This is a genomic window from Synechococcus sp. MIT S9504 (assembly GCF_047497135.1).
GTDB lineage: Bacteria > Cyanobacteriota > Cyanobacteriia > PCC-6307 > Cyanobiaceae > Synechococcus_C.
Window position 1 is genome coordinate 2,166,470 of the sequence record NZ_CP138942.1, and the last position, 12,273, is coordinate 2,178,742.

Below are 12,273 nucleotides of genomic sequence, written 5' to 3' on the forward strand. Positions count from 1 at the left end.
ATGACATCAACTCCTTTGACAGGACAGCTTCCCCAGTACATCGGAAGCACCGGTGGTCTGCTCAATTCCGCTGAGACCGAAGAGAAATACGCGATCACCTGGAGCAGCAAAACCGATCAGGTTTTCGAGCTCCCAACCGGGGGCGCCGCCGTGATGAACACCGGCGAAAACATCATGTATTTCGCACGCAAGGAGCAGTGTCTGGCGCTCGGCACCCAGTTGCGCACCAAATTCAAGCCACGCATCGAGGACTACAAGATCTATCGGATCTACCCTGGTGGAGACACAGAATTCCTGCATCCCAAGGACGGTGTCTTCCCTGAGAAAGTGAACGAGGGGCGCGCCATGGTGGGCCACAACCCCCGCCGGATCGGCCAGAACACCAATCCTGCCAAGATCAAGTTCAGTGGCCGCGACACGTTCGACACCTGATCTCCTCTGCCCTTGGACCCATCGCGTCGTTCTGTTGAGCGGCATGATGGTCGGCGGTCGGTTTCGACGACTTCTTCATGCTCAGTCCCGACCGCAAAGCCTTTCTGGAAGCCGCTGAATCAGGCGCAACCATGATTCCTGTGGCCAGCAGCTGGCCTGCGGATCTGGAGACACCACTAACGACCTGGTTGAAGGTCGGTGATCAACGTCCACCTGGTGTTCTGCTCGAATCCGTTGAAGGCGGCGAGACACTGGGCCGCTGGAGTGTGGTGGCCTGCGACCCTCTCTGGACATTGTCAGCAGGTCGCGATGGCCTGAAGCGCATCTGGAGGGACAGTCAGTATGAGACCTTCAGCGGAAACCCTTTCGATTGCCTGAGAAGCTGTCTGGAGCCTTACAAACCGGCGACTCTTCCCGGACTTCCTCCGCTGGGGCAGCTTTATGGAATGTGGGGATACGAGCTGATCCGCTGGATCGAGCCCAGCGTTCCCGTGCACCCCACGATCGCCGATGGTCCCCCCGATGGATTGTGGATGCTGATGGACAGCATCCTGATCTTCGACCAGGTCAAACGCCTGATCACCGCTGTTGCATACGGGGATCTGAGCGGACAGAGCAATGCAGCCACCAGCCCTGAAGAGGCCTGGGAAGGCGCGATGGCGCGCATCAACACGCTGCGCGAACGCATGGCAGCCCCCTTGCCACCCGTGCGACCCCTCAACTGGAGGCCAGACCGAGGTGCCACACCAGAAACCAGAAGCAACCGAACCCGGGAGGATTTCCATCAGGCGGTGGATCAGGCACGTGACCACATCGCTGCCGGTGATGCCTTCCAGCTGGTGGTGAGTCAGCGGCTCAGCGCTGATGTCAACCATCCACCGCTGGATCTTTATCGCAGCCTGCGGATGATCAACCCCTCCCCGTATATGGCGTTTTTCGACTTCGGAGACTGGCAGCTGATCGGCTCCAGCCCAGAGGTGATGGTGAAAGCGGAACCGGATCAGGGTGGGATCCGCACGGTGTTGCGGCCGATTGCCGGCACAAGGCCCCGAGGCAGAAATCCCGTTGAGGACAGGAACTTCGAAGCCGACCTGCTCGCCGATCCCAAAGAGCGCGCCGAACACGTGATGCTCGTTGACCTGGGGCGCAATGATCTCGGTCGGGTATGCACTCCCGGTTCGGTCTCTGTACGCGAATTAATGGTGATCGAGCGTTATTCCCACGTGATGCACATCGTGAGCGAAGTGGAGGGCCGTCTTGCGCCTGGCAAGGACATCTGGGATCTGTTGATGGCCTCCTTCCCGGCAGGGACTGTGAGCGGAGCTCCCAAGATCCGGGCAATGCAGCTCATCCACGACCTGGAACCCGAAGCCCGTGGCCCCTACTCCGGGGTCTACGGCTCGGTGGACCTGGCCGGAGCACTCAACACAGCCATCACCATCCGCACCATGGTGGTGAGACCCAGAGCCGGGGGCGGCTGGACCCTGCAGGTGCAGGCCGGAGCTGGGATTGTGGCCGACTCCCAGCCCGAGGCCGAGTTTCAGGAAACTCTCAACAAGGCACGAGGAATGCTCACAGCACTGGGCTGTCTTGAGGACGTCGGGGCATGACCCGCAACCGATTGCTCAAAGGTTTTGAAGTCGAGCTGTTCACCGGCCGGCCCGATGGACGCAATGTCGGCATCGCAGCCCGTGCCCAAAGGGAACTGCAGGGCTTCGTCACTGAACCGGATCACCGAAATCTCGAATACGTGACCGATCCGCTGGCGGATTACGACGCAATTCCGGAAGCACTGCTGTCACCTCGCCGCCGGCTGCGTCACTGGCTGATGGAGCAGGGTCTCACCCTGCTGCCTGGCAGCACCCTCAGCCTCGGAGACACCGACCGTTTTGAGCGCTCAGACCCTGAGAACCCTTATCACTCACTGATCGAAGCCACCTACGGCACGGCCGTGGTGACAGCAAGCATCCATATCAATCTGGGGATCGCCAATCCAGCCGAACTGTTTGCCGCTTTGCGGCTTGTGCGCTGCGAAGCAGCTCTGTTGCTGTCTCTGAGTGCCAGCTCACCCTTCCTTAACGGCCGCATCACCGGAGCACATTCCCAACGCTGGCTCCAGTTCCCGCTCACACCGGCCCGGGTTCCTCTTTTCCTCGACCACCAGCACTTCATCTCCTGGACCAATCGACAGATTCAGGCCGGTTCCATGCACAACGTCCGTCACCTCTGGACTTCCGTGCGACCGAACGGACCGGACCGTCCGCAGCGACTGAATCGTCTCGAGCTGCGCATCTGCGATCTGATCACCGACCCCGAGGTGCTGATTGCGGTAACCACTCTTCTGGAACTGCGGGTGCAGCAGGTGCTGCGAGATCCCGAGCAGCATGACCCCCTACGGAGCAGTGCACTCAATCTTCAGCAACTGGAAGAGCTCAGCATGAGCAACGATCGCGCCGCGGCCCGATCCAGTCTTGAGGCCACGCTGCACAACTGGCGCGACGGACGCGAACGCTTCTGCAGAGACTGGCTGGAACAGCTGATCGACAGTGTGACGCCGCTGGCTCAGGAGCTTGGACTGAAGCAGCAATTCGATCCACTGGCAGCCGTCCTGCAAAACGGCAATCAGGCCATGCGATGGCTGCAGAGCATCGATTCTGGGGAAAGCATCGAATCGGTGCTTCGCGAAAGCATCACGGCCATGCGAGAGGAAGAGATGCGTGGGGTTTGCACACCGGCCGAGCGCACTTTGGGATGATCATGACGACTCCAGATCCCGACCCACCTTCAATGTCCTCCTCCCCCGCAATGATTCCTGCGAGCGATCAGCCCAGGGCTGCGGTGCACGAGACATCCGGCAATGGCCATCTGCTGCAGCAGCGCCTGGCCCTGGTGGAGGATCTATGGCAGACCGTGCTGCGCAGCGAATGCCCTGCCGAACAGGCAGAACGCCTGCTGCGCATGAAGCAGCTCAGTGATCCGGCCCTACCGGAACCCAGCGCTGTCAGCTCGGATTCCGTGGTCTCGCTGATTCGAGACATGGACCTGTCGGAAGCCATTGCAGCCGCCAGAGCCTTTTCCCTGTATTTCCAGCTTGTCAATATCCTCGAGCAGCGCATTGAGGAGGACAGCTACCTCGAAAGCATCGTCCGCTCACAGGAACTGGCTGAGCAGGTCGATCCCTTTACTCCACCACTGGCAACCCAGACAGAGCCCGCCACATTCAGTGAATTGTTTGAGCGCCTGCGGCGCCTCAACGTGCCTCCCGCACAACTGGAGACACTGCTTCAGGAACTCGACATCCGACTGGTGTTCACAGCCCATCCCACGGAAATCGTGCGTCACACGGTGAGGCACAAGCAGCGACGTGTTGCCAGCCTCCTGCAACAACTGGAAACCGCATCAGAAACCAGTCCACGTGAAGCGGACAGCATCCGTCTTCAGCTTGAAGAGGAGATCCGGCTCTGGTGGCGCACGGATGAACTACACCAATTCAAACCATCAGTGCTCGATGAGGTCGATTACGCCCTGCATTATTTCCAGCAGGTTCTGTTCGACGCGATGCCGCAACTGCGTCGCCGCCTGACCAACGCACTCTCCAGCAGTTATCCCGATGTGCAGCTGCCTCCTCCGTCGTTCTGCACCTTCGGTTCCTGGGTCGGGTCTGATCGCGATGGAAATCCCTCCGTCACCACAGACATCACCTGGCGGACAGCGTGTTACCAGCGACAGTTGATGCTGGACCGGTACATCAGTGCCGTCCAGAGCCTGCGAGACCAGCTCAGCATCTCGATGCAGTGGAGTCAGGTGAGTGCTTCCCTGCTGGAATCACTGGAAATGGATCGGTTTCGCTTCCCGGAGGTCTACGAGGAGCGAGCCACCCGCTATCGCCTCGAGCCCTACCGACTGAAGATGAGCTTCATGCTCGAACGGTTGCGTCTCACCAAGTTGAGAAACGATCAGCTGGCAGACGCCGGATGGCGGGCTCCGGCTGAGAGCCCCCAGCCGTTTGCCCCCGAGAGTCAGCCAAGCGAAGCCCTGCATTACGGGTCGGTGGCCGAATTCCGCAGTGATCTTGAACTGATCCGAACAAGCCTGGTCAGCACTGATCTCAGCTGCGAACCCCTCGACACCCTGCTCACCCAGGTTCACATCTATGGCTTCTCGCTTGCGGGTCTCGATATCCGTCAGGAGAGCACGCGTCACAGTGACGCACTGGATGAACTCAGCCGATATCTCAATCCAGAGCAGGCCTATGGAGATCTGAATGAGCAGGAGCGCGTGAACTGGTTGCTGCAGGAGCTGCAGACACGCCGTCCGCTCATTCCTCCTGCCGTGGACTGGTCAGCCACCACAGCAGAAACCGTGGATGTGTTCCGAATGCTGCATCGGCTTCAGGACGAATTCGGCAGCCGTATCTGTCGTACTTACGTGATTTCCATGAGTCACAGCGTTTCCGACTTGCTGGAGGTGCTGCTGCTGGCCAAGGAAGCCGGCCTCGTGGATCCTTCCTCCGGCCATGCCGATCTGCTGGTGGTTCCTCTGTTCGAAACGGTGGAAGATCTGCAACGAGCCCCCGACGTGATGGGAGAGCTGTTCCAGACATCGCTCTACAGAAACCTCCTACCTCGCGTAGGCAGCCAGGGGCTGCCGCTCCAGGAACTGATGCTGGGGTATTCCGACAGCAACAAGGATTCAGGCTTCCTGTCCAGCAACTGGGAAATACACAAGGCTCAGATTGCACTGCAGGATCTGGCGGCACGCAATGGCGTGGTGCTGCGACTGTTCCACGGCCGTGGAGGTTCCGTCGGCAGAGGCGGTGGCCCGGCATACCAGGCGATCCTGGCCCAACCGAGCGGCACACTCCAGGGACGCATCAAGATCACCGAGCAGGGCGAAGTGCTTGCCTCCAAGTACAGCTTGCCTGAGCTGGCTCTTTACAACCTTGAAACGGTCACCACAGCAGTGGTCCAGAACAGCCTGGTGACCAATCAGCTGGACGCCACACCGAGCTGGAACGAGCTGATGGCTCGACTAGCGAAATGCTCACGCCGCCACTACAGGGCCCTGGTGCATGACAATCCCGACCTGGTGGCCTTCTTCGAACAGGTGACTCCGATTGAAGAAATCAGCAAACTGCAGATCTCCAGTCGTCCGGCACGGCGCAAATCGGGTGCCAGGGACCTGTCCAGCCTGCGGGCGATCCCCTGGGTGTTCGGCTGGACCCAGAGCCGATTCCTGCTGCCCAGCTGGTTCGGTGTGGGCACAGCTCTCAGTGAGGAACTGCAAGCTGACCCGGAGCAGATGACGTTGCTGCGCACCCTTCACCAGCGCTGGCCCTTCTTCCGGATGCTGATTTCCAAAGTGGAGATGACACTCTCCAAAGTCGATCTCGATCTGGCCCGCCACTACGTGACCAGCCTTGGCAGTTCAAGCCATCGCGATGCCTTTGAACGGATCTACACGACGATCGCTGATGAATACACACTCACCCGCCGCCTGGTTCTGGAGATCACCCGACAGGAAAGGCTGCTGGATGCAGACCCTGCACTGCAGCTGTCGGTGAACCTGCGTAACCGCACGATCGTCCCACTGGGTTTCCTGCAGGTCGCACTGCTCAAACGTCTGCGTGATCAGAACCGTCAGCCCCCCATGAGCGAGTTTCCTAGCGATGGCGACGGTCGGACCTACAGCCGCAGCGAGCTTCTGCGTGGAGCCCTGCTCACCATCAACGGCATCGCTGCCGGCATGCGCAACACCGGTTGAGTGGCACTGCTTCCCTTTCGCCAACAGGCCGCCGTTCCACGGCTCCCGGAGCGCTACCGCGCGAGCATGGAGTTCGTTCCTGATGGGGCCAGCATCAATGCCCTGCTCGAAGACTGCGGCGATCAACCCCACCCCGTGGAACGCTGGCCGCTTGCGCTGCAACGCAGCATCTGGCACCTGAGCATCCTGGACAGTGAGGAGCAACGGCTTGTGGGCTTCGTCAGAGCCACCAGTGATAAGGCGCTGAATGCCAATCTCTGGAACCTGGCAGCCGCTGCAGGACCTGATCAATCCAGATTGCTGGCGGTGCTGGTTCACCGTTCACTGGCCTGTCTGCGCAGAGATCTACCTGGATGCAGCATTTCGATTGCGGCACCTGCCCAGGCAATGGATGCTCTCAAATCACGCGGATTCATTCTTGATCCAGGCGGGATAAGAGCCATGGGTCTGCGGCTGCAATGACCGGTCGACCTTTCTGAACACGAGCATGGAGGGACTCGAACCCCCGACCCTCAGAACCGGAATCTGATGCTCTATCCAACTGAGCTACATGCCCACGCGGCGGCTGGGAGAACAACCGCGCTCCAGTTACCTTAACCACACACCGCACCCGGACCGATTCGGCTTCTCCGGCTCGAACTGCAGGAGTTCCGCAACCACTGCAACCTGCAGCTGGTGATGGATGCGCCCCGTCTGCTGGTGATCGGCAGCAACGGTGTAGGTAAATCCAACCTGCTCGAATCGGTCGAACTGCTGGGCAGCCTTCGCTCCCATCGATCCAGCCAGGATGCGGATCTGATCCACTGGGATGCCTCCCGCGCTCTGCTCAGGGCCACCTGCGCCGATGAGGATGTGGTGGAGCTCGAACTGCGGCGCCGGGGAGGTCGACAGGCACGTCGCAACGGCAAGGTGCTGCAACGTCAGATGGATCTGATCGGGCCGCTGCGTTGTGTTGGATTCAGCGCTCTGGATCTGCATCTGGTGCGTGGAGAGCCAGCACTGAGGCGCCAGTGGCTCGATCGGGTCGTGTTGCAGCTGGAACCTGTCTATGGCGACCTCATAGGTCGTTACAACCGTCTGCTGCGACAACGCAGCCAATTTTGGAGACGCGGTGGCCTCGGCACAACCTTGGAGCAGAGGGTCTTACTGGACAGCTTCGACACCCAGATGGCACTGGTGTGTACACGCATTCATCGCCGCCGCCGCCGTGCATTGGCACGACTGGAGCCCCTCGCTGCAGCCTGGCAACAACGTCTCAGCCAGGGGCATGAGCAGCTGGAACTGCGCTACACCCCTGGAAGCGTGCTGGAAGGGGAAGAGGCCGAGGAAGCCTGGAGGCTGTCCATCGAAGCGCAACTGCAGCGTCAGCGGCCGGAAGAGGAAAGGCTGGGTAGCTGCAGGGTGGGCCCCCATCGCGACGAAATCGACCTGATGCTCAATGGCACTGCCGCTCGCCGCTTCGGCTCTGCGGGTCAGCAGCGCACCGTGGTGCTGGCACTGAAACTGGCGGAACTGGAATTGGTCGGGGAACTGTGTGGTCATCCACCTCTGCTGCTGCTGGATGATGTGCTGGCGGAACTGGATCCACGCCGCCAGCTCACCCTGCTGGAAGCCGTGGGCGATTCCCATCAATGCCTGGTGAGCGCAACGCACCTGGATGCCTTCGAAGGGCAATGGCAGCAGCGTTCGCAGATTCTCAACGCTGATCACTTGAGAAACGGGATGAGAAAAAGCTAGGGTCTGGAGCCCTTTGCCTCGATGCCCTGATGGAGCAGACCCTGTCCTGCCTGCATCCCAACCCGGGATGGGAGCTCGCTTTGACCGCTTCAGCCCCAAGCCCCAATCAGGCGTATGCGACTGACATGGTGGGCAAACATTGCATCCTTGAGCTCTACGGCTGCGATCAGCGCAAGCTCAACGACGAAGCCTTCCTGAGAACCACCATCACGATGGCAGCGAAACGTGCTGGTGCCACTCTTCTCAACCTCATCACCCACCGATTCGAGCCACAGGGTGTGACCGGACTCGCCCTTCTGGCTGAGTCGCACATCTCAATCCACACCTGGCCGGAAAACGGTTATGCCGCCGTGGATGTGTTCACCTGCGGCGATCACACCATGCCCGAATCAGCCTGCGAGCACCTCAGGCAGGAGCTTGGAGCAGCAAGCCATGCCATGCGCAGCTTTCTGCGTGAAACACCTGCGGCAATGGCTGAAGCTGAACGAACACCGAGCATCCAGGCCGGCTGAATGGGTTCTCAACCGGGTATGACCCGGTTGAGCTTTCCGCTCACCAACCCTTCCAGATCGAGGCTCACACTGGTGAAGCCGATGTCAAGCATGGCCTGAACCAGGGGCACCCTGAGATCAGGAGCCAGCAATTCAGCGAGCCGCTCCGCAGGAACCTCGATCCGAGCGGAAAGCCCCTGGGAGCGAACTCTGACGCGGGAGAAGCCCCGTTTGATCAACCAAGCTTCGGCTTGACCAACCTGTCTCAGGCGGTCATGGCTGATTGCTTCCCCATAGGGGAACCTGGAGGCCAGGCAAGGCTGAGCTGGCTTGTCCCACCAGGGAAATCCCAGCGCCTTCGACAGTCGTCGCACGCAGGACTTGTCAATCTGCAGATCCGCCAGCGGAGAGCCCACCCCTGCTTCACTGGCCGCCTGCAGGCCAGGCCGATGATCGCCGAGGTCATCGAGATTCACACCATCCAGCACCCTCGCGCCTTCGGCAGCCTCAGCAATAGGAGCGAGATGGCTGTGCAGCTCCCGTTTACAGGCATAACAACGATCCGTGGGGTTGCTGCTGTAGGCGGGGTCTTCGAGCTCCCTGGTTTCCACTTCACGGTGGCTGATTCCCAGCCAGTGCGCCTGCTGACGCGCTTCAGCCAGCAGATGAGGAGCAAGCGAAGGCGACACACCCGTGATGGCACACGCGCAGTCGCCAAGCTGTTCCTGGGCAATGGCAGCAACAAGTGTGCTGTCCACTCCTCCTGAGTAAGCAACGAACACTCGTTCGCACCCCAGGATCCATGTGCGCAGATGATTCAGCCTCTGCTCATCCTCAATGGACAGTGGTTCCAGCAGGCGCAAGGTCTCGAAAGCCACTGCTGAAAATTGGAATATCGTTATGCTCCGATCGTAAGAAGCGCCATCTAGAAATCGACGATGGACGCAGTCCAATCATCCGACAGCTCGAGCGGAACCCGACGCAACAGCAAGCCAGGCATCGGCATCGTCACAGCTGCCGACAGCCGTGAACGCAGCCTCGGCCAGCTCCATGTCTACGACGGAGAGGGCAAGGGCAAAAGCCAGGCAGCACTCGGTGTGGTGCTGCGCACCATCGGTCTTGGCATCTGCGAACAACGGAGAACCCGGGTTCTGCTGCTGCGGTTCCTTAAAGGACCTGGTCGGGCCTACGACGAGGATGCAGCGATCGAAGCACTGCAACAGGGTTTCCCTCACCTGATTGATCAGGTCCGCACTGGACGGGCCGACTATTTCAACGCTGACGAAGCCACCAAATTCGACCAACAGGAAGCCCAACGGGGTTGGGACATTGCGCGAGGCGCGATTGCCAGCGCTCTCTACTCCGTTGTGGTTCTGGACGAGCTGAACCCGGTGCTCGATCTCGGGCTGCTCGACATCAATGATGTGGTGAAGACCCTCTCGGCTCGACCGGAGGGCATGGAAATCATCGTCACCGGACGTGCTGCCCCACAACCATTGATTCATATCGCCGATCTGCACTCTGAGATGCGCGCCCACAGGCGAATCGAGCCCAAGGACGATTCACTGCTTCCATTCCCATCCCCGGGTGGAATCGAGATCTACACCGGCGAAGGCAAAGGAAAATCCACCAGTGCCCTGGGGAAAGGTCTCCAGGCCATCGGCCGAGGCATCAGCCAGGACAAAAGCCACCGCGTCCTGATCCTGCAGTGGCTCAAGGGAGGCAACGGCTACACCGAAGATGCTGCGATCGCAGCTCTACGCGAGAGCTATCCGCATCTGGTGGACCACCTGCGTTCCGGACGGGACGCAATTGTCTGGCGTGGTCAACAGGAGCCGATCGACTACGTGGAGGCCGAACGTGCCTGGGAGATTGCCCGAGCCGCGATCGCCAGTGGCCTTTACAAAACCGTGATCCTGGACGAACTCAATCCCACCGTGGATCTTGAACTGCTACCGGTCGAACCCATCGTGCAGGCCCTGGTGCGCAAACCCTCCGAAACCGAAGTGATCATCACTGGTCGCTGCAAACACCCACCGGCCTACTTCGATCTGGCAAGTGTCCATTCGGAAATGGTCTGCCACAAGCATTACGCAGAACAGGGCGTCGACCTCAAGCGCGGGGTTGATTACTAAGACCCTGGTCAGAATCTCAGTAACGGGGGACTCCAGGATCCACCTCCTGTGACCAGGCATCGATCCCTCCCGACACATTGGTGGCATCGATTCCATGCTGAGTCAGAAGCTCGACCGCCCGCGCGGAGCGTCCCCCCAGCTTGCAGTGCACATAGATCGGTCGATCACCAGCAAGGCGGCGAATCTCGTCGACCCCCTCTCCGTTCTCGATTCTTGCAAGCGGGATCAGTTGCGATCGAGGGATCACGGCCACGTCTGCTTCAGAAGGATTGCGCACGTCAATCAGCTCCAGCTCACCGCCGTCTTCCAACAATGCGCTGAGCTCCTTCACGGAAATGCTTCTCACGCTTGACGCTCCCTCAAGACGTCCAGAATCTTCGACGCTACAGAACGCCTCATAGTCGACCAGGGCTGTGATGGGAGGGCGATGGGGTCGGCGCTGCAGACGGAGCTCACGGAATCGCATGGTCAGGCCGTCCACAAGCAGCAGCCTTCCATCCAGAGATTCTCCGATCCCTGCCAGCAACTTGATGGTTTCGGTGGCTTGAAGCAGCCCAATCAACCCCGGCATCACCCCAACCACACCTCCATCGGCGCAGGAGGGAACAAGGCCCGGGGGCGGTGGCTCTGGAACCAGATCGCGGTAATCCGGTGACTGGGGGCCCTTGTTGAAGACACTGACCTGCCCCTCAAAGCGCTGCACGGAGCCATACACCCACGGCTTGTTGAGCAAGGCGCAGACGTCGTTGATCAGATAGCGAGTGGGAAAGTTATCGGAACCATCCACCACCAGGTCATGGCCCTCGATCAGCTCGATGGCATTCGTGGTTGTAAGCCGACAGGCATGCTGCTCTACCTGGCAATGGGAATTGAGACCCAGGATCCTCTCAGAGGCGGAGTCCGTCTTCAGCTGACCGAGGCGAGTTTCAGCATGAATCACCTGCCGCTGGAGATTGGAAACCTCCACGCGATCATCGTCAACAATGCCGATGCGACCAACACCAGCCGCCGCCAGATACATCAATAGGGGCGAGCCGAGCCCACCTGCCCCAACACATAGCACCGAAGTCGCTTTCAAACGCTTCTGGCCGATGACCCCAAACTCCGGGAGTGTGAGGTGGCGGGCATAACGTGCTCGCTCCTGCGCACTCAGTTCGGGATCCGAAAAGTGTTCCGTCATTGCAAAGGCAGGAACGCGTCATCGGGACACGCCTTAATAGTGTCTCCCACCGTTGCGTTGCTGTGGACAACCATTGAAAGCGCACTGACAGGCCTGTCGGGCGCCCCCTGCCGAGGCCCCTGCAACCACCAGGCACGGACACCGGCTGTACCGGCATCAATGAGCATGACCCCCTCCCCGGCAGCCCATTGCCTGTCCAGTGCACTGGGCACCGGCTGCCCCCCTGGATGGGAGTGTGCACTGCCAAGAATGCGCCAACCTCTCTGACGAGACCATCGCTGGGCAGCGATCTGCTCACGAGGATCGAGTGCAAACCGTGATCGGCGCGAAGCCGAGATCTGCGCTTGATCGCCATCTGCATTGATCGGATCGCTGAATCCGCCGAAACCAGGGCCCCAGACATTGCAACAGGGCCATACAAAGTGCACGTGCGGATCAGGTGCTGAGTTGCCAAGCAGCAATGCGCAGCCCTCTTCCGGCGAAACGGCCTTCAGTGAGGCCCTGAGAATCATCAGACAATCGAGATCGATGCGGA

The 12,273-nt window shown here is 60.1% G+C and carries 11 protein-coding genes and 1 tRNA gene; 8 read left to right on the forward strand and 4 right to left on the reverse strand.

The window, feature by feature from the left end:
* The 5 genes from SIB58_RS12080 (at position 1) to SIB58_RS12100 (ending at position 6,657) form a co-directional block, all read left to right on the forward strand.
* Entirely contained in the window at positions 1 to 432 is a 432-nt protein-coding gene (locus tag SIB58_RS12080; protein ID WP_066904379.1) for a photosystem I reaction center subunit II PsaD, read from the forward strand.
* Between the two features lie 77 nt (positions 433 to 509).
* Positions 510 to 2,042: an anthranilate synthase component I family protein gene (locus SIB58_RS12085; protein WP_067326112.1), complete on the forward strand. Its 1,533-nt coding sequence runs from the start codon at positions 510 to 512 to the stop codon at positions 2,040 to 2,042.
* Complete coding sequence (gene gshA, locus SIB58_RS12090; protein WP_066904385.1) at positions 2,039 to 3,187, forward strand: glutamate--cysteine ligase; 1,149 nt, start codon at positions 2,039 to 2,041, stop codon at positions 3,185 to 3,187. The genes SIB58_RS12085 and gshA overlap by 4 nt, the downstream gene beginning before the upstream one ends.
* Entirely contained in the window at positions 3,184 to 6,195 is a 3,012-nt protein-coding gene (gene ppc / locus SIB58_RS12095) for a phosphoenolpyruvate carboxylase (RefSeq protein ID WP_156486615.1), read from the forward strand. The genes gshA and ppc overlap by 4 nt, the downstream gene beginning before the upstream one ends.
* Positions 6,196 to 6,657: a GNAT family acetyltransferase gene (locus SIB58_RS12100; RefSeq protein WP_082823334.1), complete on the forward strand. Its 462-nt coding sequence runs from the start codon at positions 6,196 to 6,198 to the stop codon at positions 6,655 to 6,657. It abuts the gene before it with no gap.
* A gap of 20 nt (positions 6,658 to 6,677) precedes the next feature.
* Here the strand turns inward: SIB58_RS12100 and SIB58_RS12105 are convergent.
* A tRNA-Arg gene (locus SIB58_RS12105) sits at positions 6,678 to 6,751 on the reverse strand.
* Between the two features lie 122 nt (positions 6,752 to 6,873).
* On the opposite strand from SIB58_RS12105, the gene recF reads away from it, so the two are divergent.
* The gene (recF, locus tag SIB58_RS12110) at positions 6,874 to 7,932 is read left to right on the forward strand and encodes a DNA replication/repair protein RecF (protein ID WP_066904391.1); all 1,059 of its coding nucleotides are present in this window, start codon (positions 6,874 to 6,876) and stop codon (positions 7,930 to 7,932) included.
* 29 nt (positions 7,933 to 7,961) lie between these two features.
* Complete coding sequence (gene speD / locus SIB58_RS12115) at positions 7,962 to 8,444, forward strand: adenosylmethionine decarboxylase (protein WP_066904395.1); 483 nt, start codon at positions 7,962 to 7,964, stop codon at positions 8,442 to 8,444.
* Positions 8,445 to 8,452: 8 nt separating this feature from the next.
* On the opposite strand, the gene larE is transcribed toward speD, so the two are convergent.
* A complete protein-coding gene (larE, locus tag SIB58_RS12120; protein WP_082823333.1) occupies positions 8,453 to 9,301 on the reverse strand; it encodes an ATP-dependent sacrificial sulfur transferase LarE in 849 nt (282 codons plus the stop codon).
* Positions 9,302 to 9,361: 60 nt separating this feature from the next.
* Here larE and SIB58_RS12125 point away from each other — a divergent pair, with 60 nt between their 5' ends.
* Positions 9,362 to 10,558: a cob(I)yrinic acid a,c-diamide adenosyltransferase gene (locus tag SIB58_RS12125; RefSeq protein ID WP_066904398.1), complete on the forward strand. Its 1,197-nt coding sequence runs from the start codon at positions 9,362 to 9,364 to the stop codon at positions 10,556 to 10,558.
* Positions 10,559 to 10,574: 16 nt separating this feature from the next.
* Here SIB58_RS12125 and moeB read toward each other — a convergent pair whose 3' ends face one another.
* Positions 10,575 to 11,738, reverse strand: coding sequence for a molybdopterin-synthase adenylyltransferase MoeB (moeB, locus tag SIB58_RS12130; RefSeq protein WP_066904401.1), 1,164 nt, complete (start codon positions 11,736 to 11,738; stop codon positions 10,575 to 10,577).
* Positions 11,735 to 12,250 carry a M67 family metallopeptidase gene (locus SIB58_RS12135; protein WP_414494658.1) on the reverse strand — a complete coding sequence of 172 codons (516 nt, stop codon included), beginning with the start codon at positions 12,248 to 12,250 and terminating at the stop codon, positions 11,735 to 11,737. Before SIB58_RS12135 ends, moeB begins: the two co-directional genes overlap by 4 nt.
* Positions 12,251 to 12,273: the final 23 nt, after the last annotated feature.

What these genes read in the sequence shown, in the direction of transcription:
- SIB58_RS12080 (WP_066904379.1), top strand. Translation starts at nt 1, where the DNA reads ATGACATCAACTCCTTTGACAGGACAGCTTCCCCAGTACATCGGAAGC.
- SIB58_RS12085 (WP_067326112.1), top strand. Translation starts at nt 510, where the DNA reads ATGCTCAGTCCCGACCGCAAAGCCTTTCTGGAAGCCGCTGAATCAGGC.
- gshA (WP_066904385.1), top strand. Translation starts at nt 2,039, where the DNA reads ATGACCCGCAACCGATTGCTCAAAGGTTTTGAAGTCGAGCTGTTCACC.
- ppc (WP_156486615.1), top strand. Translation starts at nt 3,184, where the DNA reads ATGATCATGACGACTCCAGATCCCGACCCACCTTCAATGTCCTCCTCC.
- recF (WP_066904391.1), top strand. Translation starts at nt 6,874, where the DNA reads ATGGATGCGCCCCGTCTGCTGGTGATCGGCAGCAACGGTGTAGGTAAA.
- speD (WP_066904395.1), top strand. Translation starts at nt 7,962, where the DNA reads ATGGAGCAGACCCTGTCCTGCCTGCATCCCAACCCGGGATGGGAGCTC.
- SIB58_RS12125 (WP_066904398.1), top strand. Translation starts at nt 9,362, where the DNA reads ATGGACGCAGTCCAATCATCCGACAGCTCGAGCGGAACCCGACGCAAC.
- moeB (WP_066904401.1), bottom strand. Translation starts at nt 11,738, where the DNA reads ATGACGGAACACTTTTCGGATCCCGAACTGAGTGCGCAGGAGCGAGCA.
- SIB58_RS12135 (WP_414494658.1), bottom strand. Translation starts at nt 12,250, where the DNA reads ATGATTCTCAGGGCCTCACTGAAGGCCGTTTCGCCGGAAGAGGGCTGC.